Consider the following 22,801-nt stretch of genomic DNA (forward strand, 5'->3'; position numbering starts at 1 on the left):
GCCGCGACCGCAAGCTGGGCTACGAGTCGTTCGCAATGCCCGATGAGATATGGGACCGCGCCCTCGAAGTGCAGGGCGCCCTCTCCGAGCGCGGCCAGCTCCGCGCCGTGAAGTTCCCGGACCTGCTCATCGCCGCCACCGCCGAACGGCACCGGCTCGTGGTGATCCACTACGACGCCGACTATGACCTCATCGCCGGCATCACCGATCAGGGTTGCGAATGGGTCGTGCCTCAAGGATCGGTCTCCTGAGGGCTGTCTCTCGGCATCCTGCCGGGGATTCGTTGCTCACCATCAGTGAGTCCGAGGGACCACCCACGATTTGCCCAGGATTTGCGCGGGCGTGACGGTCGGCGACAGCCCGCGGCAACCACCGGCAAACGGCTCGCCCGCGAAGCCCCACGTCACACGCCAAAAACGGCGACCAGTGGCAAGCGATGACTAGAAACGGAGGCGGGTTTACGACTCGTTAGCAGTGAGTCCGATTCGGCCGCTCTCGCACCTCTCCCTGGGCACAACTCTAACCTCTTGGCAGCTTCGCCCCTCGGAGGAGGATCCTGGCCACCGGCGCGGACGTCGGCCGGCGGAGCGGGTACCTCCTCCACTTCGGGAAACGAGGGGCCGACCGGCTCTATTCGCACGGCTCACCGCTGGGATCTAATGGGGCCATGAGCGGCGACACCATGACGTTCGCTCAAGGCGCGCGCGGGCTGACCTCGGCGGAGGCGCGGGCTCGGCTGGTCCAAGACGGGCCAAACGTCCTGCCCGCCGCCCGGACGACGGCTCCCTGGCGGCTGCTCGCCGCCCAGTTCACCCACTTCTTCGCCGCTTTGTTATGGGTGGCCGCGGGGCTGGCTGCGCTGGCCGGGATGACGCAGCTGGCTGTGGCCATCGTCGCCGTGGTCCTCGTCAACGGGGGATTTGCGTTCGCCCAGGAGTACCGGGCCGGCCGGGCGGCGGCCCGCCTGCGATCGATGCTTCCCCGACGGGCTCGGGTCCGGCGTGACGGTGTACCCGTCGAGGTCGACGTCGCCGAACTGGTGCTCGGCGACGCGGTCCTGCTTACGGCTGGGGACCGGATCTCCGCCGATCTAAAGGTGATCTCGGCCCGGCTGTTCGCCGTCGACTGCTCCATGCTCACCGGCGAGAGCGTTCCGGAACTGCCGGAAGCCGGCGGGTCCTTGGCCGCCGGCACCTTCTGCGTCGAGGGTGAGGCCGAAGCAGTCGTGGTCGCGACCGGTGCCCGGACCCGCTTGGCAGGGATAGTCGATCTGACGCAGCACGCCAAGAGACCGACGAGCCCGCTGACTCTGGAGCTCAACCGGGTGGTACGGATGATCGCCGGTATCGCCATCAGCCTCGGGACCGCGTTCTTCGTCGTCGCCTGGCTGGTCGGTTTCGGCGCCAAGGACGGTTTCTTGTTCGCTGTGGGCGTCACCGTTGCTCTCGTACCCGAGGGCCTATTGCCGACGGTCACCCTCTCGCTGGCCCGCGGGGCGCAGCGGATGGCGGGCCGCAAGGCGCTGGTGCGCCACCTCGAGTCCGTGGAGACCCTCGGTTCGACCACCTTCATTTGCACGGACAAGACCGGGACCTTGACTCGCAACGAGATGACGGTTGTCGCGGCGTGGACTCTCGAGGGCGAAGCGTCGGTCAGCGGTACCGGTTACGAGCCCACGGGCGAGGTGTCCTGCGCAGCGCAAGCTCGCCCGTCCTTCGTCCGCTTGGCGCTCGCGGGGGCGCGCTGTTCAACGGGTCGGGCGGCACAGGAGGACGGGTCGTGGGTCGCTCTCGGCGATCCGATGGAAGCAGCCCTCCACACGTTCGCGCGCCGGCTTGGCGTGGACGTAGAAGCCGACGAGCGCTCCCGTCCCCTGCACGACCGGGTTCCGTTTGACACGCGCCGGCGTCGCATGTCTGTCGCTGTGGGAGGCGAACTGGTCGTCAAGGGCGCACCCGAAGCGATCCTCAACCTTTCCCACGACGCGTCGGGAGCTTCGCTCGTCGCCGATCGTATGGCCGAACGGGGCCTCCGGGTGCTGGCTATCGCGATCCGTTCGTGGGACGGAACGAGGCCGGCCACACCCGCCGACGAGCGGGACCTCGCCCTGCTAGGACTCGTCGGCCTGGAGGATCCGCCTCGCCCGAGTGCCAGGGCGGCAGTGGCGTCGTGCCGCGAGGCCGGGATCCACATTGCGGTGGTGACCGGCGACCACCCTGCCACCGCCATGGGGATCGCCCGGGAGGTGGGAATCGCCGGCCCGGACAGCGTCGCGCTCGAGGGCAAAGACCTCCCCCTCGACGAGGAGGTGCTCGGCGCCCTGCTCGACCGCGACGGCGTGGTCGTCAGTCGCGTCGACCCCGAGGACAAGCTGAGGATCGCCCGCTCCTTGCAGCGTCGCGGGCACGTGGTGGCCATGACCGGTGACGGGGTCAACGACGGGCCCGCACTGCAGGAGGCCGACATCGGCATAGCGATGGGCCGCAGCGGCACGGACGTGGCACGCGAAGCGGCGGACCTGGTTCTCCTCGATGACGACTTCGCGACCATCGTCGCCGCCGTCGCCGAAGGTCGCTCGACCTTCGCCAACATCCGCCGATTCCTGACCTACCACCTGACCGACAACGTCGCCGAACTGACCCCGTTCGTGCTGTGGGCACTCTCGGGAGGTCGCTTTCCGCTAGCTCTTGGCGTACTGCAGATCCTGTGTCTCGACATAGGCACCGATCTGCTCCCCGCACTGGCTCTCGGCGCAGAGCCACCCAGGCCGCAAAGCCTCCACCAGCCTCCGACGGGACGTCACCTCATCGACCGGCGCCTCCTGTTCAGGGTCTTCGCTGTACTCGGAGCAGCGGAGGCGGCCGTGGAGATCCTGGCCTTCACCATCGCCCTACTCCTCGCTGGTTGGCGTCCTGGTGCGGCCAAGCCCAGCGATGCAGTCCTCGCTGCTGCCTCAGGAGCCGCGTTCACGGCTGTGGTGTTCGGTCAGATGGGTAACGCGTTCGCCTGCCGCAGCGTCCGGCGAACTCCCTGGAACCTCGGCTGGCTGTCTAACCGGCTCGTGGCGGGTGCCGTGGTGGTCGAACTTGGCGCGCTGCTGGGATTCTTGTTCGTCCATCCGGTGGCTCACGCGCTCGGTCAGGCGCCGCCCGCCTTGTGGCCGGCGGTGGCGGCGGTGGCGGCGGCCCCGGCCGTCCTGCTCGTAGACGCCCTCCACAAGGCGCGGATCTGGAAGCGATCCGCACCTCTCCCCGGCCAGGATGGCTAGTCGAGGAGCGAAGCTCCGAGGCCGGCCCCGCACGATGAGCAGTACACGACTTCGTACTCCGCGCCGGCAACGGACGTGAGCACGGTGGCCGACAGCGTGGCCCGCAACGGTCTGCCGCAGGCCGCGCAGACCGGCTCGGCGCCGGCGTGCGCGACGATCCCGGCCTCCGCCGCGGCCGGCTCAACGCCCTGATCGACGGGTTCGACCGCTGGCAGCCGGGAATCGGCGGTGTCCGCTTGGGTGGCGGCGCCGGCGAGGTCCTCGCGGAGCGCCACGAGGTCCACGTTGAGGCCGCGCAGCACCTGGCCCGCGGTGCCTTCGACGTCGAGCACGCTGATCAACAGGTGCGCGCTGCCCACCTCTTCGCTCTTCATCCGAAGGGACAGCTTGCCGGCACGGTCCATGGCGCGGGCCGCCCGGTCGGTGAGCTCGAGCTCTCCCGTGCCGCGCGCCGGCGTCGGCAGGTCGCGGCGGGCGAGGGCCTCGCTGACCTTCTCGCGGCAGGCGGACAGCGGCGCGCCGGCGCCGTGGAGCAGCCGGGCAGCGGGATTGTGGCCTTCGGCGAGCAGACCGAGGAGCAGGTGCTCCGTGCCAACGTGAGGATGACCGAGCCGCCGTGCTTCCACGCCCGCCAGATCCACCGACCGGCGGGCGGCGAGGCTGTAGCGCTCGATCACGGCGCCAAGCTAGACCAAGGGCGGCGCCTCGGCTCGCATGAGGATGACTGTACCTATCGGCATTTCTCGTGACACCGAACTTGGCGGCTTGGTTGACTCGGCACGGTGAGCGAGTCCCTGAGATGGGTGTCCGAGCATCCCGACTGGATCGACCAGCTGGGAGGGCAGACAGCGCTGGTCGAGGGTGAGGGTCTAGAGCTAGCGGGAACGGTGGAGGTCGCGAACGGCGCGGTGGTCGTCCACTGCGACGAGGAATGCGGGTTCCCAGGCGACAGCCGTAACGTCGTGGTAAGCGTGTTCACGCCGCGGGTCTACTTCCGGTTGAGCGGTACGGCCACGGCGGAAGGCAAGGAGGTCTACTGCGCTCCGGACATGGCGATCGAGCGCATCGAACGACGGAGGTGGCCGCGCGCCCGCCTCGATCTGCCGGTCACGCTCTGCCCTCTGCACGGCTCCGACGTCGATTCCGTTCCCGGAAGGACGGTCGACATCAGCGTCGGCGGTGCGTGCGTGGAAACGCTGAGTCCGGTCGACCCTCGCAAGGCAAACGAGGTGAAGGTCGTGATCCGCCTGGCTGGCGGGGCGGACATCGAGTGCAGCTGTGCGACGATCGCAGTCGAGGAGACAGACGACGGATGGCGGTACCGCCTGTCGTTCCGCGACCTCGACGACGACGGCACGTGCCGGCTGCAACAGCTCACCGCGGCCTGACCACTTAGGCGGCGAGCGCGCGGTCAAGGACAGCTGACGCCAGCGGGGACTGCCGCAGCCTGAAGAGTCACTTCCTGTTCCCACCACCCCCAGTTGGTGTGGACAGACTGTCCTGGAACTGACCAGAATCCGAGCGAAACGGAGGCATCCTGCATCACAGGGGAGACCATCAATATGAGCGGCGGCTGGCTCATGCGGCCGTAGAGAACGGAGGGAACATGTACGAGCCGGCACTTTCGACAATCGCAGAACTGTCGACGGCGATCGAGAAGCGGCGTTTGTCGAGCCGTGAGCTCCTCGAGAACTACCTGCAACGGATAGACAAGCTCAACCCCGTGCTGAACGCGGTTGTGACACTGGACGCCGAACGGGCGCAGGAAGCCGCCGGCGCGGCGGATGAGGCCACCGCGCGAGGCGAGAGCAGCGGCACGTTGCACGGGCTACCGATCACGACCAAGGACGCGATCGAGACGGCCGGTATACGTTCCACGGGCGGCGCCACCGAACTGGCGGGCCATGTCCCGTCTCAGGACGCGCCGGCGGTGGCGCGGCTCAGGTCCGCGGGGGCCATCGTGTTCGGCAAGACCAACGTGCCCCGCTGGTCCGGAGACATCCAGACCCACAACGACATCTTCGGCACCACCAACAACCCCTGGGACCACTCCCGCACGACAGGAGGATCATCGGGAGGCGCGGCGGCCGCTGTGGCGACGGGTCTCACGACATTCGAGCTCGGTACCGATATCGGCGGCTCGGTCCGCATCCCGTCTAACTACTGCGGTGTGTGCGGGCACAAACCGAGCTTCGGCGTGGTACCTCAAAGGGGTTATCTCGATCGCGTCGGCGGCGGGATCACGGACGCGGACATCAACGTGTTCGGCCCGATCGCGCGCAGCCCGGAGGACCTCGCCCTGCTGCTCGAGGTGCTCGCCGGCCCGGTGGGTGAAGACGCCAAGGCGTGGCGGCTGGAGCTTCCCTCTCCCCGCCATGAACGACTCAGCGAATTCCGGATCGGTACCTGGCTGGACGATCCCGCCTGCGAGGTCGACACCGAAGTCGTGGACGCGTTGAGCCACGCGGCAGGAGCGTTGCAGTCCGCCGGTGCGAAGGTGACCGCGGACAGGCCACCGATCGAGCTCGCCGACGCGTCCGCTCTGTTCGCGTCGCTGATCACTCCCGCGATATCCGTGAGCACCGACAAGGAGACCGGCGACGCGATAAGCGGGCCCCACCGCACCTGGCTCGACCAGGACCAGGTCCGTGCCCGCATGCGGGCGGTGTGGTCCGACTGGTTCCGCGACCACGACATCCTGCTCTGCCCGGTCATGCCGATGGCGGCATTCCCGCACGACCACCACGGGACGATCATGGACCGCTCCGTCACCGTCAACGGCAAGCAGCGGCCGCAGATCGACACCCTGGCTTGGACGGGCCTGGTGGGCGTGGCCTACCTGCCGTCCACTGTCGTGCCGGTGGGGTTCACCTCGGGTGGGCTGCCGGTAGGTGTGCAGGTGGTCGGCCCCTATCTCGAGGACCGCTCATCCCTCCTCGTGGCGGCGAAGCTCGCTGAGCTGACGGGCGGGTACAGGCCGCCGCCGGGGGCCTAGCCGTCATTACAGAATCCTGATGGTTGCCTTTCAGTTCGGAAAAGACCGCCGCTCATGATCGATCGGTGGACGTCGGGGGTTCCGGCGTCGTGAACCTCACGATCAGGAGCAGCCATGTACATCAAGTCTCTCACCGGTCTTGCAGCCGCAGTGGTGACCGGAGTCGCCGGGTTCGGCCTCCCCGCCGCTGGAGCACAAAGGACGACCCAGCCGAGCAGCACGTCCGGCAATCCCGCCCACCAGCGCAGCGCGGCGTCATGCAACACCGACGCCCACTGGCCGGCGTACGTCCAAGGCAAGCCTGACGGCTTCGACGCCGGCGACGACGGCGCCTACCTCTGGCACAACCCGACGGGCGGTTGGGGCCTGCGGTTTAGCCACCCCGACCTGCCCGGCAAGGCGAACCGGGTCGTCTTCACCGGCGCGATCATCTCGAAGGGCAAGATCGGCAACCTGGTCAAGGTCCGCGATGAGAAGGGTGACGTCGTGAAAGTGGGCCCTAAGGGCCACACTCTCCGTTTCCGCTTCGTCGATTACGGCGGCGTGGACGGCGTCGACTTCACCACCACCTGCACGCCCGGGCTGCAGGTGAATCTCAAGGCAGACAAGACAACCGTGCAGACCGAGTTCGTCCACCTCGGGGACAAGAACACCCATCCGGGCAGCGACCCGTTCCGGATCCGCCGGCGCGACGGCGACACCGGAACCGTCGCCGCAACACCGAAAGCCGGTACGCAGAAAGGCGCGAAGCCAGCCGCGGGCTAGCTGCTCGATGTCATGGGCGGGCCGGGGGTCTCCGGTCCGCCCACGGCCGCGCCTGTTCGAGCTCGTAAGCGAGCTCGAACAGCGTCCGCTCGTCGCCGACACGCGCAGCGAACTGCAGACCGACCGGGATCCCCGCGGGTGTCCACCACAGCGGGACGCTCATCGCCGGCGCACCGACGAGGTTGTGGAGCACCGTGTAGTCGACGTACGCGCCGAGACGCTCGACCAGCAGATCGAACGGGGTGTCGCCGGCGATGTGGCCGGTCGGAACGGGAGGAGTCAGCATCACCGGCGAGAGGAACAGGTCATGCGTCGCGAAGGAGATCTCGTAGGGAGTCGAGAGCGCGTGCATGCGCGCCTTCGTCTCTTCGAGGGCCCCCTCCGGGAGCGACGCGGCAGTGGCTGCCATGGCGAGGGTGAACGGTTCCAGGAGGCTCTCGTCCGGTTCGGTCCCGGTGAACCCGGCAACCATGTCGCGCACACCGAGGGCGCTCGACGCGTACAAGACCGAGAAATCCGCCATCACTGGGGCCGTGTCGAAAGCGTAGGAGGCTTCTTCGACGTGGTGGCCGAGTTCGGTGAGCAGCGCGACGGTCGCGTCGACCCCGTCCTGCACCTCGCGTGAGGGCTGTCGCCCAGCCAAGCTCGTTGCGAGCAGCCCGATACGGAGCCGCCGCGGCGACCGGCCGCCGACATGGCCGACGCGAGGGAGGTCGCCTGCGCCCTCCATCTCTGCGAAGAGCGCAGCGGAGTCGCGCACCGATCGCGACAGGCAGTGCTCGACCGTGAGTGGGTAACCGGCGGCAGGGGCCTGCTCCCCCACCAGCCGGTCCCGCGAAGGCTTGAGCCCGAACAGCCCGCACGCCGAGGCCGGGATGCGGATGGAGCCCCCGCCGTCGGCGGCGTCGGCCACCGGGACGACGCCGGCGGCCACAGCCGCTGCCGAACCGCCGGAGGACCCGCCCGGGGAAAGGGACGGGTTCCAGGGGTTAGCCGTGGGACCCGTCACGAGAGGCTCGGTGGTCGGCAGGTAGCCGATCTCGCCGAGGGCGGACTTCCCGATGACAACGAGCCCGGCAGCCTCGAAGGCGTCGACCTGCGGGCTGTTGTTGGCTGCCGGCGGCAGGAAGGGCCCGAAGCGAGCGCCCCATCTCGTTGGCACGCCTTGCACGTCGAACATGTCCTTGACGAGGAACGGCACGCCAGCGAAGGGGCCGCTGCTCGCGGCGACCCTTGCGCGGGCCCGGTCGAACGTGTCGGTCACCATGAAGTTGAGGACCGGTTGGGCCTCCTCGGCTCGCTCGATCGCGGCCTCGACCACCTCAGACGCCTTGACGTCGCCGCTCCGAATGAGCCCGGCGGTGTCGGTGGCGTCGAGCCAGCGGAGTTCCTCATGTATGGCCATCGCGCGAGCTTGCCCCATCCGAGATACTTAGCTACGACAACTATTCCGGTACATTGGTCGAATGAGCTCAGCGGAGGCGGCAGACCGCTGCAAGTGGCCCAGTAATTACAAGTGGATCGCTCTGTCGAACACCACGATCGGCGTGCTGATGGTGACGATCAGCGGGTCGATCACGATCATTTCCCTCCCGGACATCTTCCGGGGAATCCGACTCGACCCGCTCGCCCCCGGCAACACCTCCTATTTCCTCTGGCTGCTCATGGGGTTCTTGCTCGTCACCGCGGTGCTGGTGGTGAGCTTCGGCCGCATCGGGGACATGTACGGCCGCGTGCGCATGTACAACCTCGGGTTCGCCGTGTTCACCGTGTTCTCGATACTGCTGTCGGTCACCTGGATGCACGGAGCCGCCGCGGCGATCTGGCTGATCGTCATGCGCGTCTTCCAGGGCGTGGGGGGTGCGTTCCTCTTCGCCAACTCGTCGGCCATCCTCACCGACGCCTTCCCGACCAACCAGCGCGGGCTGGCCCTCGGAATCAACTCCGTTGCCGCCGTCGCCGGGTCTTTTCTGGGACTGCTGATCGGCGGCGTACTGGCGCCCATCGAGTGGCGCCTCGTGTTCCTGGTGTGCGTCCCGTTCGGCCTGTTCGGAACCGTGTGGGCATACCTCAAGCTCCGTGACGGCGGGGTACGGATGCCTGCTCGAATCGACTGGGCCGGCAACGTCAGCTTCGCCGTCGGTCTGATCGTCCTGCTGACCGGCATCGTGTACGGCATCCAGCCCTACGGCGGGCACAGCATGGGGTGGACCAACCCCTGGGTGATCGGGGCGATCGCCGGCGGCGTTGTCGTCCTGGGAGTCTTCGCGTGGATCGAACAGCACGTGCCCGATCCGATGTTCCGGCTGCACCTCTTTTCCATCCGGGCGTTCACTGCGGGCAACTTCGCCAACCTTCTCGGAGCCCTCGGCCGCGGCGGCCTGCAGTTCATGCTGATCATCTGGCTGCAGGGCATCTGGCTTCCCCAGCACGGCTACAGCTTCCAGGAGACACCGCTGTGGGCAGGCATATACATGGTGCCCTTGACGGTCGGGTTCCTCATCGCCGGACCGGTGTCCGGGATCCTCTCGGACCGCTATGGCGCCCGACCGTTCGCTACCGGCGGAATGCTCGCCACCGCCGTCGCCTTCGCCCTGCTCGAGGTGATACCGATGAACTTCAACTACCTGGCGTTCGCGGCAATCCTCGTTCTCATGGGCCTGTCAATGGGGATGTTCAGCTCCCCGAACCGCGCGGCGGTGATGAACTCGCTACCGGCGGATCAACGCGGGGCGGGCGCCGGGATGATGAACACCTTCCAGAACGCCTCGCAGGTCCTGTCGATCGGGGTCTTCTTCTCGGTGATCACCCTCGGCCTCGCAGCGACGTTGCCGACGAGCCTGTTCAGCGGCCTGACCGCACAGGGCGTTCCGCCGGACGTGGCTCACAAGATCGCCGGCCTGCCACCGATCGGCAGCCTGTTCGCCGCGTTCCTCGGCTACAACCCGGTGCGCCAGCTGGTTCCGCAGGCGGTGCTCGGCCACCTCGGCGCCTCCCACGCGGCATACCTGACAGGCAGGAGCTTCTTCCCGAGCTTGATCAGCCCCGCCTTCAAGACCGGTCTCAGGTACGCGTTCGACTTCGCGATCGGATGCTCGCTGGTCGCGGCGGTGGCGTCGTTGATGCGGGGCGGACGCTACGTACACGGCGAAGGCGAGACGCTCGAGGAGGAGATCGAGGCGCACGCCCGGAGCGCGTCCCGGGCCCTATCCTCGACTCATGGGCCGGCTCGAGGTTGACGGTTCCGATCTCGTCCTCCGCCTGACCTGGAGGGAGAAGATCGCCGGGTTCCACGGCAACATCAGGGTGCCACTCACGACGATCCGGTCGGTGAGCGTCCCGAAGTACCCGTGGCAGGCCCTGCGCGGCTGGCGAATGGCCGGCACGGGCATCCCGCGCATCGCCGCGCTGGGCACGCGCCGGCACGGGACCGGGTACGACTTCGCACTGCTGCACGGAAGCCGCCCGGCCGTTCAGGTCGAGCTTGCCACCGGAAGGTTCGAGCGCTGGCTGGTATCCGTCGACGAGGGAGAGGACCCGCGCGCGGAGGCGCAGAGGGTGGCGAGCGCCGCGGGGATCCGGGTCAGCCCAGACCGCTGAGCTTGCCGGCTCCGCGCGGGGTGCTCATGGCCGCGACGAGGAGCGCGGACACACCGATCTCCAGCAGGAGGGTCGGTAACCAGCCGACGCCGAACACGTGGTCGCCGATGAACCCGCCGACGATCGCGCCGATGATGCCGGCGAGGGCGGTCACCAGGAGGCTGATCCGCTGGCGGCCGGGCACGACCAAGCGGCCGAGCGCTCCCAGCACGAGCCCGACGACGATCGTCGTGAACAGGGCCCACAGCGCCATGCCGAGGAGGGGGAACACGACGAAGAGGACGAGCAGCACCACGAAAAGGGCGAGGATCACGGGCCCAAGGTACCTCTGGTCGGTTCTTACAGCGGCCTGTGTGTCCGAAGTTGCGGATCACTTGGTCTTGAGAGGCATCCGAGGCAATCCCGAACGAGCCGGGTCGACGTACTTGTTGCTATGAAGGATCATCTCCGCGGAACGGAAGACGGGCACCGGAAGTGGATGGCCGGGGGGGTGGTCGCGGCCGCCTGCGCGGCGCTCGTCGCTGCCGGTTGCGGTTCGTCCTCTCCTACCAATACACCCGCCGCGTCGGGCTCCGGACCTGGCGGTGGGACGGCGGCTGCGTACACGATCAAGGCGGCGTCGGTCGGCAACCTCGGAACGGTCCTCGTCAACGGCCAGGGTCGCACGCTCTACCTGCTCAGCTCCGAAAAGGGCGGCAAGGTCACCTGCACCGGCTCGAACGGCTGCACAGCGATCTGGCCCGCTGTCGAGCTGCCAAATGGAGTCAACGCCGCCGTCGCCGGTGGCGGCGTCGGTGCGTCCCATCTCGGTGTCGCCATGTCGGCGTCAGGCGCCCATTACGTGACCTACGACGGCTGGCCGCTGTACGAGTACGCCGGCGATCACGCCGGGACGGCCAGCGGCGTGGGCATCACCAGCTTCGGAGGCACCTGGTACGCGGTAAGCACCTCGGGCAACCCCGCCGGTGGCTCGTCGACCTCCACGTCAGCTTCCACGAGCGGCGGCGGGGGCGGGGGCGGGGGCGGGGGCGGCTACTAAGGAGGTTCGCGTAGCCTTGCCGGCGTGAAGGTCCGCTTCGCGGTTTCGCTCGGAGCCGGAGCGCCGGATCCCGAGCAACTCGCCGGGTCGCTGTCGGAAGGCGAGGGTCTGGGCTTCGACACCGTCTGGTTCTCAGATGTCCCGCTCATGGCGTCGGCCGACCCGATGCTCGCCGTGGCGGTCGCGGCAGCCGCGACATCCCGTGTGAAGGTCGGCGCGAACTTCGTACCGTTCGGGCACGCCCCGTACGTGTTCGCCCGGCAGTTGGCGCAGCTGGACAGGCTCACCTCCGGCCGGCTGCTCGTAACGCTCGTGCCGGGACTCGACCAGCCCGGCGAACGGCAGGCACTGGGGATCGGCAACACCAACCGGGGCCGGCTGCTCGACGAGCTGATCCCCCAGCTGCGGGAGCTATGGGCAGGCGGCGGTGAGATCCCCTTGGCGGTCAGGCCCGTACAGGACCCGCTCGAGATCTGGCTCGGTGGTTCTGGGCCGCAGGCGATCCGCAGGGCGGGCAGGCTGGCTGACGGGTGGCTGGGGTCGTTGGTGAGCCCCGACCGCGCGAAAGCCGTACGAGAGGAGATCGTCCGAGCAGCGGACGAAGCGGGCAGGGTCATCGACCCCGAGCACTTCGGCCTGAGCATCGCGTACGCCCGTGAAGCAGGCGATTTGGACCACGCTGTACGACTGCGCTCACGGTCGCGCCCCGAAGTCGACCTCGGTGAAGTGGTGCCGGTCGGCCGCGACGCGCTCAGGGACCTCGTCGGGAGGTTCGTCGACGCTGGGCTCTCGAAGTTCGTGGTGCGGCGGGTGCGCGCGGTCACGTCCTGGCACGACGAGCTGCGATGGATGGCTGATGCCCTGCTCGACCTGCAGAAATGACGGCCGTCGTTACCCGCCGGGTTCGCGCGGGTAGGTCCAGTAGTCGTGGCAGCTGACCCCGCCGTGGACCGGCTAGTCGCCGGCCGCTACGAGTGCGGCGAGCGCATAGGGCGTGGGGGCATGGGTGAGGTTCATGCGGCCTGGGATCGGCGCCTCGAGCGCCGTGTGGCGATCAAGACACTGCGAGCGGATGTCGCTGCGCAGCCGTCGGCTCGCCGGCGGTTCGAGACCGAGGCACGCTCCGCGGCCCGTCTGGTCCACCCGAATGTCGTCGCCGTCTACGACTCCGGTGAGGACGGCGGGATCCCCTACATGGTGATGGAGCGTCTGCCCGGCCGGTCGTTGCGAGACGAGATCGCGGACGGACCGATGCCCGTGCGCGCGGTGCAGTCGCTCGCGTCGCAGGTGCTCGGCGCGCTCGGCGCCGCGCACGCTGCCGGGATCGTCCACCGCGACATCAAGCCGGCGAACATCTTGAAGACCGAAGACGGCCGTTGGAAGGTGAGCGACTTCGGCATCGCCAAGAGCCTGCAGATGCAGGGCGCTGACGACACGGTGACGGGGATGGTGCTCGGCACGCCGGCGTACCTGGCGCCCGAGAGGCTCTTCGGCGGTGAGGCCACCCCCGCCGGCGATCTGTACTCGCTCGGGGTGATCCTCTACGAGGCTCTCGCGGGACGGCGGCCCTTCCACGCCGACAGCCCCGAAGGTTGGGCTGCGGTGATCTCCGCCCAGGCGCCCGAACCACTGGTCGACATGAGGCGCGACGTGCCGCCGGCAATGGTCTTGACGATCGAGAGGAGCATCTCGCGCGACCCTGCGGCGAGGTTCTCGTCCGCGGAGGAGATGGCGGAGGCGTTGGGTGTGCGGCAGGGCTGGAACGGCGCCGCAGGGGTCATCGGGGCCGCAGGAGTTGGCGGCGCCGCAGAACCGGGATCTGCGGGAGGTGCCGGTCCTGCGAGTTGGCGCGAGGTCGCGCCGGCAAGCCCAGAGGACACCGAACTGCTCGGCACGGTCGGAGCCGGCGCGACGGAGGTTTTGCACGCCGGCGCTGCCCGCCGGCGTCTCGGGCTGGCGGTCCTAGCGGGGGGAGCCGCCGTCGCCGCGATCGTCGGCATCTCGGTCGCTGCCGGCACGAGCGGGAGCGGATCGCCGGCTTCCAAGACCCATCTACCCCCCACCACGCCGGCCACGGTCGCTACCACGCTGCCCACCACCACGCTTCCCCCGGCGACGGCGCCTCCGCCCGGGCCGCCGAAGCACGATCACGGCGGCGGAGGTGGTGGCCCGGGAAAAGGCGGTGACGGGGGCGGAGGCTAAAGAGGTGCCCGCCATTGGCAGCGCATCCTCTTAGCCGCCCCGGAGCGGCCACGGGTGGTCACACCAAGTCTCTACGCTCGGCGGCAGACCAACGATGCTGCGCGTCCACCGTTCCGAACGAGCCGACTTCCTTGCCGACATCCTCGCGGGCGTCCTCGGGAAGCCCCTGGACGACCCGATGGCGCCGGAAGTGGTCGCCGTCCCTACGCGCGGGGTCGAGAGGTGGCTCACCCAGCGGCTGTCCCACCAGCTCGGCTGCAGCGACGGAGGCGGTGACGGCGTCGCCGCCAACATCGGGTTCCCCTTCCCGGGGTCACTGATCGGCACGGCGGTCGCCAAGGCGACGGGAATCGATCCCGAGGCGGACCCCTGGGTCCCGGAACGGGCGGTGTGGCCGCTCGTCGATGTCATCGACACCCACCTGTCTGACCCCGCACTCTCGCCCCTCGCCGAGCACCTGGCCGCTGCGTCGCCCAGCCGGAGCGACGGGGCGCTCGCCCGCTTCGCCGCGGCCCGGCACCTCGCAGACCTGTACGACCAGTACGGCGTTCACCGCCCGCACATGGTGCGCGGGTGGGCCTCGTCGGGCGTCGACGGCTTCGCCTTTCTCGGGCGGCACGCGTGGCAAGCGCGGCTGTGGCGCATGCTCAGAGAGCAGATAGGCGTCCCGAGCCCCGCGGAAAGGTTGCACCAGGCGGTCGAGCGGCTTGCCGATCAACCCGACCTCGCGGACCTCCCCGAGCGCCTCTCGCTGTTCGGGTTGACCCGCCTCCCACCCAGCTACCTGGCCGTGCTCGAGGCCTTGGCCAACGGCCGCGACGTGCACCTGTTCCTCCTCCACCCGTCCGGGCCTCTGTGGGACGTCATCGCCGGCGCCGGCGGGGCCGCCGGGGTGCCGGCGGATCTCGCGAGGCGCGACGACACCACGGTGCCGCTCGCGCTGAACGGCCTGCTGCGCTCGTGGGGCCGCGACGCGCGGGAGATGCAGCTGGTGCTGTCGGCTCACGGAGCCGTCGAAGGTGAGTACCGGCAAGTCGACGACGCCGGGCCGGTCGAGCCGGTCACGTTGCTGCAAAGGATCCAACACGACATCCGGCTGAACGCCCCGATTCCACCGCTCGGCGGGTCCCCGCGGACGGGCGTTGCTGCCGGCCGTCCGGCTCTGGATCCGTCCGACACGAGCCTCCGGCTCCACTCCTGCCACGGCCGCTACAGGCAGGTCGAGGTCATGCGCGAGGCGATCCTGCACATCCTCGCCGGTGACCCGACGCTGGAAGCGCGCGACGTGATCGTGATGTCCCCGGACGTCGAGGCCTTCGCCCCGCTCATAGAAGCGGTGTTCGGGGGTTCCGAACCGGAAGCGTCCCCCGACGGCGATGCGGGGCAGCAGCAGCTGAGGGTGAAGCTCGCGGACCGGTCCATCCGACAGACGAACCCGCTCCTCGCCGTATCGGCGACCCTCCTCGAGCTCGCGGAAGGGCGCGTGAGCGCATCCCATGTGATCGATCTGGCCGGCCGCGAACCCGTGCGGCGCCGCTTCGCATTCGACGACGACCAGCTCGCTCAGATCGAGACCTGGGTTACGAGCATGGGGGCGCGCTGGGGGCTCGATGCGGAGCACCGAGAACGCTGGAAGCTCGGCCGGCTGCGGGAGAACACCTGGGAGTTCGGTCTCGACAGGCTTCTCCTCGGAGTGGTGATGGGCGAGGACGAGAACCGGCTGTTCGGGGGCGCCCTGCCGCTGGACGACGTACCCAGCGGCAGCGTCGATCTCGCCGGCCGTTTCGCCGAGTTCGTCAACCGACTCGGTGCTTGCGTCCGCGACCTGCGCGGTCGCAACACTCTCGACGAGTGGTGCCGCCTACTCGCTCGTGCCACCGAGAGCGTTGCCAGCCACGCGCCCGGAGAGTCGTGGCAGCTCGACCAGATGCACCGCGTCCTCGACGAGGCAGTGGTCGAGTCGGCGGGAAGCCAAGCTCTTCTCACACTGCAGGAGGTCCGCGCTCTCCTCGCCCATCGCCTTCGCGGGAGGCCCACCCGGGCGAACTTCCGCACCGGCGACATGACGGTGTGCACTCTCGTGCCGATGCGTTCGGTTCCTCACCGAGTGGTGTGCCTCCTCGGTCTCGACGACGGAGTGTTCCCGCGGCATCCGGGGCGCGACGGGGACGATTTGATCGCGGCCGAGCCGCACATCGGCGACCGCGACGCCCGCGGGGAGGATCGCCAACTACTGCTCGACGCGTTGCTCGCGGCGACCGATCACCTGGTGATCACCTACTGCGGTCGCGACGAGCGGACCAATCACCCGCGCCCGCCGGCGGTTCCAGTAGCCGAGCTCCTCGATGCCGTCGACAGGACGGTGTGCGCCCCAGACGGTTGCTCCAGGGCGAGAGAGGCCGTCGTGGTGGAGCATCCGCTGCAGTCGTTCGACCCGCGGAACTTCGTCGCTGGTGCGTTGTCGTGCGAACGGCCATGGGGATTCGGGCGGATGGAGCTTTCCGGGGCGATGTCGTTGGCGCAGGGAGGCCGTCCAAAGGGGAGATTCCTCGACGATCCACTGCCGCCGCGGAGCTCTGACATCGTCAACCTCGACGCGTTGATCAGGTTCTTCAAGCACCCGGTGCAGGCGTTCCTGCGGGAGCGCTTGGGCGTGTACGTCGCCGGCGACATCGACCGCGACGACGAGCCGGTGGATTCCCTGCCGATCGAGTCCGACGGGCTCGAGAAGTGGGCCGTGGGCGACCGGGTCCTCAGGGCACTTGTTCGAGGCCGGGAACTCGACGAAGTGGTCAGGGCTGAGCGGGCCCGCGGGATCCTGCCCCCGGGGCATCTCGCCGACGACATCCTCACCGACATCACGTCGACGGCGGAAAGGCTCGTCGCGTGGCTCGAATCGCTCGTGCAGGGAGTGACCGGGGCGAGCGCCGCTGGTCTGGGCTCCGCAGAGATCAACCTGGAGCTGCCGAGCGGACAGCTGCTGATGGGCACGGTCCCGGGATTGCACGAGGGAGTGGTTGTCAACGCCGTCTACTCCCGACTCGGGCCGAAACACAGGATCGAGGCGTGGATAAGGCTCCTCACGCTGACCGCCTGCCGACCCGAACTCGCACCCGCGGCGGTCACGGTGGCCCGCTCTCCCGGGAGTTCGGATCATCGTCCGGCGGCATCGGTCATCGGTTGGGACCTCTGCGAACCGGAGGAACTGCGCCGGTCGGCGCGCGACCAGCTGGGCCGGCTGGTCGAGCTCTACCAGAAGGGCATGGTCCAACCACTTCCCCTCTACTGCTGCACATCTCTCGCGTGGACCCAGGCCAAGCGCGGCGCAACAGACGCGTTCGAGGCCGCGTCGGGTGAGTGGGAGAGCGGGTTCTTCAAGACGGGCGAGGCAGAAGAGGCCTGCCACAAGCTGGTGCTCGGAGGAACGCAGCCGTTCAACTCGCTGCTCGGCGACCTTCCGGGACCCGGCGAGACGGGTGACGGCTGGGACGAGAGCGAGACATCCCGGTTCGGCCGTCTCGCCCGCAGGTTGTGGGACCCGCTGCTCGACCATGAGGTGATCCGGTTCCCGTGAGCGAACCGCAAGCCTTCGACTTCCTCGGGGCGCTTCCAGGCCAGGGCATCACCATGCTCGAAGCGAGCGCCGGGACGGGCAAGACGTTCACCATCGCGGCTCTGGTAACCCGGTACGTAGCAGCAGGGGTGCCCATCGACAGGATCCTCGCCGTCACGTTCACGCGCATGGCGACGGCAGAGCTGCGAGGCAGGGTACGCGATCGTCTCGTGTCCGCCCACGAGTTGCTGACGCTCGTCGTCGATGCCGGCGTGAAGCCGCCCGACGACGACATGCTCGTTAGACATCTGGCCGAAGGCGAGACGCGCGATGTCGTCGCGCGACGCGATCGTCTTTCCTCCGCAATAGCGAACTTCGACGCGGCGACGATCACCACCACCCACGGCTTCTGCCACCTGGTCCTCGCCGGGCTCGGCATCGCCGGATCGGTCGCGCCGGGCTCGGTTCTCACCGACGACCCGGGGGACACGGTCGCGGAGGTCGTCGAAGACCTCTACGTGCGCTGGGTCCTCAAGCATGGCCGCCCGTTCAGCCTCAAGGTCGCCCGGTCGGTGGCCGGCTCCGCCGTCTCCAATCCCGACACGCCGGTCGTGGGCGCCGACCCCGGCTCGGATACCGACTTAGAGGTTCGCCTCGCGAGAGCAGCCCGCGACGAGGTCGGCCGGCGACTGGTGGAAGCGGGACTGCTGACCTACGACGACCTGCTCGTGCGGCTGAAGGAGTCTCTCGTCGATCCCGAGCGAGGAAGGGTGGCCTGCCAGTTGTTGCGTGACAGCTACGCCGTGGTGCTCGTCGACGAGTTCCAGGACACCGACCCGATCCAGTGGGACGTGGTGAAGGTCGCTTTCGGCACAGGACAGACGACCCTGGTCATGATCGGGGACCCGAAGCAGGCGATCTACTCGTTTCGCGGTGGTGATGTCCACTGCTACCTGGACGCCACCGCTTCTGCGAACGCGCGCTTCACCCTGGCGGAGAACTGGCGCAGCGACGCAGGCCTGTTGACCGCGTACGACGCTCTCATCGAGCCGCTCCACCTCGGCCACCCCGACATCCCGTACAGGGTGGTGGGCACACCGGCCGTGCACAGCCTGCCCGGCATCGACGGGCTTCCCATCCCGGCCCCGATGCGGCTGCGTGTGGTGGGTGAGACTGGGCACCCGTCTCTCAAGCGCAACAAGACCGGGTTCGCCAAAGGATCCGCCGAAGAATGGATCGCGCGCGACCTGGCCGACGACATCGTGCGGGTCCTGCGCTCGGGCGCGCGGCTGACCCGCCCCCCGGATGCAGGACTCCCGGTCGCGCCGGGTCACATCGCAGTTCTCGTCAAGACCAATCGCCAGGCCGCGCACGTGGAGGTGGCGCTGTCGAGGGCGGGCGTGCCGGCCGTGATGGGCAGCACCGCGAGCGTGTTCACCACCGAAGCGAGCCGCGACTGGCTGACGCTGCTGGAGGCGCTCGAGCAGCCGGCTTCGCGCGCGCGAGTTGCCGCTCTCGCGCTGACGCCGTTCGTCGGCTTCAGCGCGCGTGAGGTCGCGACCATCGAGGAGGACCGATGGGAAGACCTCCACGCGCGGGTTCACAACTGGACGGACATCCTGCGTCGCCGGGGTGTAGCCGCGTTGTTCCTGGCGGTGATGACGGAGTCCTCGCTGCCGGGGAGGGTCCTCGCTCTGCAGGGCGGGGCGCGCCTCATGACGGACCTCGGCCACATTGCGCAGCTGCTGCACACCGAAACCTCCACCGGTGCGCAGGGTGCGTCGGCTCTACGCGCGTGGCTCGCGCGCAGGTGCACCGAGGCGAGCAGTGACGAAAGCCTCGAGGAGCGGAGCCGCCGTCTCGACTCCGACGCTGACGCCGTCCAGGTCCTGACCATTCACCGGGCAAAAGGGCTCGAGTTCCCGATCGTCTACTGCCCCTACCTCTGGGACGCGGCGCGGTTGCCTCGCGACGGTGAGCCCGTCGTCTATCACGAACGGGGCCTCGAGCCCGTCGCCGGATCGTCCCGCCGGATCGACGTGTCGGGCCGGGGCAGGTCGCAGTCCTACGAGGATCACCGCAAGCTCGCGGCGGAAGAGCAAAAGGGCGAGGATCTCAGGCTCCTGTACGTCGCGTTGACGCGCGCTCGCCATCAAGCAGTCGTGTGGTGGGTGGGCACCACCGACTCGGGAGGCTCACCGCTAGGGCGGCTTCTGTCGCGGCGAGCCGGTGACGCGGAAGCCACCACGAGCAAGCGCCCGAAGCTCGCTGACCTGATGAAGCGGATCGACGAGATGAGCAATCGTGCAGACGGGACGGTCAGCGCGGAACTGTGCGGAGAGCCGTCGGGGGAAATGTGGGAACCGACCGCGCCTGCGGTGAGGAAGCTGGAGGTGGCGGAATTCGGTCGTCGTCTGGATCGCTCGTGGCGGCGCAGCTCGTATTCGTCGATGACCGCCGCAGCGCACGCCGAAGGATTCGAGGTGGTGAGCAGCGAGCCCGAGGAGCCGGGCACGGTCGACGAACCGGACCTGGCACTTGACGAGGAGCTCGCCGGCGGGAGTGATGTGGAGGAGGGGCGTGGGGCACTGAGCGAGGTCGTTTGCCCGCTGTCGGGCGCGCCGGGAGGGACCCAGTTCGGGACGTTCGTGCACCACGTCCTCGAGCGGGTCGACTTCAGCGCGCCCGACCTGGCCCGCGAGGTGGGGGCCGCGGTGGCAGCGGAGATGGCGCTACGTCCCGCGGACATCGGCCCCGAAGACGAGCTCGTCAACGGTCTGGTCGCGGCAATCGAGACACCGCTCGGACCTCTGGCCGGGGGAATCCGTCTGCGCGATGTCGGTCGCCGTGACCGGTTGGACGAGCTGTCCTTCGAGTTCCCCCTCGCCGGCGGCGACAGGCCAACCGGCTCGGTGGGCACCTCCGACATAGCTTTCCTGCTGGAACGGCACCTGGATCCCGCCGGCCCGCTGCAGGGTTACGCGGCACGCCTGCAAGCTCCCGGGATGCACTCGGAGCTGCGCGGGTACCTCACGGGCAGCCTCGACCTGGTGCTCAGGGCGCCGGCCGGCTCCGGCGGTGGAGACAGGGGAGACACCGTCGGCGGGGGTGCCGGCGGCACAGTCAAGTACTTCGTCGCCGACTACAAGACCAACCGGCTCGGCCGGAGCGGGGGGGTGCTCACCGCATGGCACTACCGCCCCGACGCCCTCGACGCGGAGATGCAGCACGCGCACTACCCGTTGCAGGCGATCCTCTACTCGGTCGCCCTGCACCGCTACCTGCGCTGGAGGGTCGCGGGTTACCGGCCGGAGCAACACCTCGGCGGGGTGCTGTACCTGTTCGTCAGGGGTATGACCGGGACGGACTGCCCCGATGTAGGCGGCGCGCCGTGCGGGGTATTCGCGTGGGCTCCGCCCTCGCGCATGGTCACCGAGCTGTCCGACCTGCTCGACGGTGGGGATGGGCGCGGGCAGTGACATCCCTCGACGACCACCTCTCCTTCGCTCACAGTGCCTCCTGCGACCGGTTCGAACCCCGGATCGTGGTCGGGGCAGCCGGTTTGCTCGCGGTCTTCAACCAGGCGGGGGTGCTGGGCGCGTCCGACGTTCACGTCGCTATGCGCCTGGCGCGGCTGGGAGGCGAGCCGGACGAGCAGGTGGCGCTCGCTGCGGCGCTGGCGGTGCGCGGGCCGCGGCACGGTCACGTGAGAGTGGACCTGCTCGCGGCGCCGGCGACGGCCGTGATGGAGCTGGACGATGCGGTGTCGGCCGAGTCGTTGCCGTGGCCCGAACCCTCCGAGTGGATCGAGCACCTCGAAGCCAGCCCTCTCGTCTCGGTCGGCTTGGACGGACCGACCGACCGGCCACTGCGGCTCGTCGGCAGCGACCTGTATCTCGATCGGTACTGGCGCGACGAGGGCGCCGTCGCGTCCGAGCTGCAGCAGCGGACACAGGCGCGGGATGCGGACGTGGACGAAGTCGTGCTCCGCGAAGGGCTCGACCGCCTCTTCCCGGCACCCGGCGACGAATTCGGTCGCGCTGACGACCAGCGCCAGGCCGCGGAGACGACGGTTCGCCGCCGGTTGTCGGTAGTGGCCGGCGGTCCGGGCACAGGCAAGACCACGACCGTCGCGAAGGTCATCGCACTCCTCCTCGACCAGGCGAGCGCCGCGGGCCGACGCCAGCCACTCATCGCGCTGGCCGCGCCGACCGGGAAGGCCGCTGCCCGGATGCAGGAGGCGGTGCGCGCTGCCTCAACGCACCTTCCGCTGCCCGAATCCTCCAGGGCGTGCCTCGCCAAAGCGGAGGCCATGACGATCCACCGGCTCCTGCGGCGAAAGCCGGACAACTCCAGCCGGTTCCTCCACGACAGGTACAACCGGCTGCCGCACGACGTCGTGATCGTCGACGAGATGTCGATGGTGTCGCTCTCGCTGATGGCCCGCCTACTCGAGGCGGTCCGCACGGACGCCCGACTGATCCTCGTCGGAGACCCGGAACAGCTCGCGTCTGTCGAGGCCGGCGCCGTCATGGCCGACGTCGTCGCCGGCCTCGGCGACAGGATCTGCCTTCTGCGATCGAACTACCGGTTCTCGGGAAGCCTCGCCATCCTCGCGGATGCCGTCAGCGCGGGGGATCCCGACACGGTGGTCGCGGCACTGCGTGAGGCCGGCGACGAGCGTGTCACCTGGGTCGACGCACCCGGCGACGTGCCGAGCGATGTGCCCGACGGTGCACCGTGGGAGACGGCCGCCGCCGAGACTGCGAACCCGCTACGGGAAGCCGCGCGGCGGTTCGGCCGGCACCTCTTCGACGCTGCATCCGCCGGCGATTCGGCCCGCGCTCTCAGCGCCTTGTCTACGTTCCGGCTGCTGTGCGCCCACCGCCGCGGGGCCGCCGGCGTTCAAGCATGGACCCACCAGATAGAAGCCTGGCTGGCGGCGGACATCGAAGGCTTCTCGCCCGAGCCGGGCTGGTACGTGGGCCGGCCCGTGATGATCACCGCCAACGACTACACGCTCCGGCTCTTCAACGGCGACACCGGTGCAGTCATCACTCGTCCCGACTCGACTTTGACCGCCGTGTTCGACTTAGGGGGCCGCGCTGCCTCCGTCAGCCCGTCGAGGCTCTCCAACGTGGAGACCGTCTTCGCCATGACGGTGCACAAGGCACAAGGATCGGAGTTCGATCACGTGGCCCTGGTGCTGCCGCCGGCGGCGTCCCCCCTGTTGACCCGCGAGCTGCTGTACACCGCGATCACCCGCGCCCGGACTTCGCTTCTGGTGGTCGGCCCGGAGGAATCGCTCCGGGCCGCGGTCGAGCGCCGGGTCGCCAGAGCGTCGGGCTTGGCGGCGCGGCTGGGCGGCTAGAGACTGCG

Annotated in this window: 16 protein-coding genes; 13 read left to right on the forward strand and 3 right to left on the reverse strand. The window is 69.0% G+C overall.

Features of this window, described 5'->3' with window-relative positions; all coding sequences use genetic code 11:
• Both VNF71_04255 and VNF71_04260 read left to right on the forward strand, forming a co-directional pair.
• The coding region (locus VNF71_04255; GenBank protein ID HVA73757.1) for a PIN domain-containing protein at positions 1–251 on the forward strand (251 nt) is incomplete at its 5' end.
• 416 nt (positions 252–667) lie between these two features.
• Positions 668–3,268, forward strand: a complete 2,601-nt coding sequence (locus tag VNF71_04260) for a cation-transporting P-type ATPase (protein ID HVA73758.1) — start codon at positions 668–670, stop codon at positions 3,266–3,268.
• On the opposite strand, the gene VNF71_04265 is transcribed toward VNF71_04260, so the two are convergent.
• The gene (locus tag VNF71_04265) at positions 3,265–3,945 is read right to left on the reverse strand and encodes a Clp protease N-terminal domain-containing protein (protein HVA73759.1); all 681 of its coding nucleotides are present in this window, start codon (positions 3,943–3,945) and stop codon (positions 3,265–3,267) included. The genes VNF71_04260 and VNF71_04265 overlap by 4 nt on opposite strands.
• 105 nt (positions 3,946–4,050) lie before the next feature.
• On the opposite strand from VNF71_04265, the gene VNF71_04270 reads away from it, so the two are divergent.
• The 3 genes from VNF71_04270 (at position 4,051) to VNF71_04280 (ending at position 7,028) form a co-directional block, all read left to right on the forward strand.
• A complete protein-coding gene (locus VNF71_04270; protein ID HVA73760.1) occupies positions 4,051–4,656 on the forward strand; it encodes a PilZ domain-containing protein in 606 nt (201 codons plus the stop codon).
• Positions 4,657–4,874: 218 nt separating this feature from the next.
• The gene (locus VNF71_04275; GenBank protein HVA73761.1) at positions 4,875–6,263 is read left to right on the forward strand and encodes an amidase family protein; all 1,389 of its coding nucleotides are present in this window, start codon (positions 4,875–4,877) and stop codon (positions 6,261–6,263) included.
• A 114-nt stretch (positions 6,264–6,377) separates the two neighbouring features.
• Positions 6,378–7,028: a hypothetical protein gene (locus VNF71_04280; GenBank protein HVA73762.1), complete on the forward strand. Its 651-nt coding sequence runs from the start codon at positions 6,378–6,380 to the stop codon at positions 7,026–7,028.
• Positions 7,029–7,038: 10 nt separating this feature from the next.
• On the opposite strand, the gene VNF71_04285 is transcribed toward VNF71_04280, so the two are convergent.
• Complete coding sequence (locus VNF71_04285) at positions 7,039–8,433, reverse strand: amidase family protein (GenBank protein ID HVA73763.1); 1,395 nt, start codon at positions 8,431–8,433, stop codon at positions 7,039–7,041.
• 61 nt (positions 8,434–8,494) lie between these two features.
• Here VNF71_04285 and VNF71_04290 point away from each other — a divergent pair, with 61 nt between their 5' ends.
• Together VNF71_04290 and VNF71_04295 are read left to right on the forward strand one after the other, a co-directional pair.
• Positions 8,495–10,267 (forward strand): MFS transporter, encoded by a 1,773-nt coding sequence (locus VNF71_04290; protein HVA73764.1) that lies wholly within the window; start codon positions 8,495–8,497, stop codon positions 10,265–10,267.
• Positions 10,248–10,628: a hypothetical protein gene (locus tag VNF71_04295; GenBank protein ID HVA73765.1), complete on the forward strand. Its 381-nt coding sequence runs from the start codon at positions 10,248–10,250 to the stop codon at positions 10,626–10,628. Before VNF71_04290 ends, VNF71_04295 begins: the two co-directional genes overlap by 20 nt.
• Here VNF71_04295 and VNF71_04300 read toward each other — a convergent pair.
• Positions 10,612–10,941 carry a hypothetical protein gene (locus tag VNF71_04300; protein HVA73766.1) on the reverse strand — a complete coding sequence of 110 codons (330 nt, stop codon included), beginning with the start codon at positions 10,939–10,941 and terminating at the stop codon, positions 10,612–10,614. The genes VNF71_04295 and VNF71_04300 overlap by 17 nt on opposite strands.
• A 120-nt stretch (positions 10,942–11,061) precedes the next feature.
• Between VNF71_04300 and VNF71_04305 the strand changes: the two genes are divergently transcribed.
• The 6 genes from VNF71_04305 (at position 11,062) to recD (ending at position 22,793) form a co-directional block, all read left to right on the forward strand.
• Positions 11,062–11,667, forward strand: a complete 606-nt coding sequence (locus VNF71_04305) for a hypothetical protein (GenBank protein HVA73767.1) — start codon at positions 11,062–11,064, stop codon at positions 11,665–11,667.
• Positions 11,668–11,691: 24 nt separating this feature from the next.
• Entirely contained in the window at positions 11,692–12,549 is an 858-nt protein-coding gene (locus VNF71_04310) for an LLM class flavin-dependent oxidoreductase (protein HVA73768.1), read from the forward strand.
• Between the two features lie 45 nt (positions 12,550–12,594).
• Entirely contained in the window at positions 12,595–13,869 is a 1,275-nt protein-coding gene (locus VNF71_04315) for a serine/threonine-protein kinase (GenBank protein ID HVA73769.1), read from the forward strand.
• Between the two features lie 94 nt (positions 13,870–13,963).
• Positions 13,964–17,443, forward strand: a complete 3,480-nt coding sequence (recC, locus tag VNF71_04320; protein HVA73770.1) for an exodeoxyribonuclease V subunit gamma — start codon at positions 13,964–13,966, stop codon at positions 17,441–17,443.
• Positions 17,440–20,901, forward strand: coding sequence for a UvrD-helicase domain-containing protein (locus VNF71_04325; GenBank protein ID HVA73771.1), 3,462 nt, complete (start codon positions 17,440–17,442; stop codon positions 20,899–20,901). The genes recC and VNF71_04325 overlap by 4 nt, the downstream gene beginning before the upstream one ends.
• Positions 20,898–22,793, forward strand: coding sequence for an exodeoxyribonuclease V subunit alpha (gene recD, locus VNF71_04330; GenBank protein ID HVA73772.1), 1,896 nt, complete (start codon positions 20,898–20,900; stop codon positions 22,791–22,793). The genes VNF71_04325 and recD overlap by 4 nt, the downstream gene beginning before the upstream one ends.
• Positions 22,794–22,801 lie beyond the last annotated feature (8 nt).

This window comes from Acidimicrobiales bacterium (assembly GCA_035533095.1).
GTDB lineage: Bacteria > Actinomycetota > Acidimicrobiia > Acidimicrobiales > Palsa-688 > DATLUM01.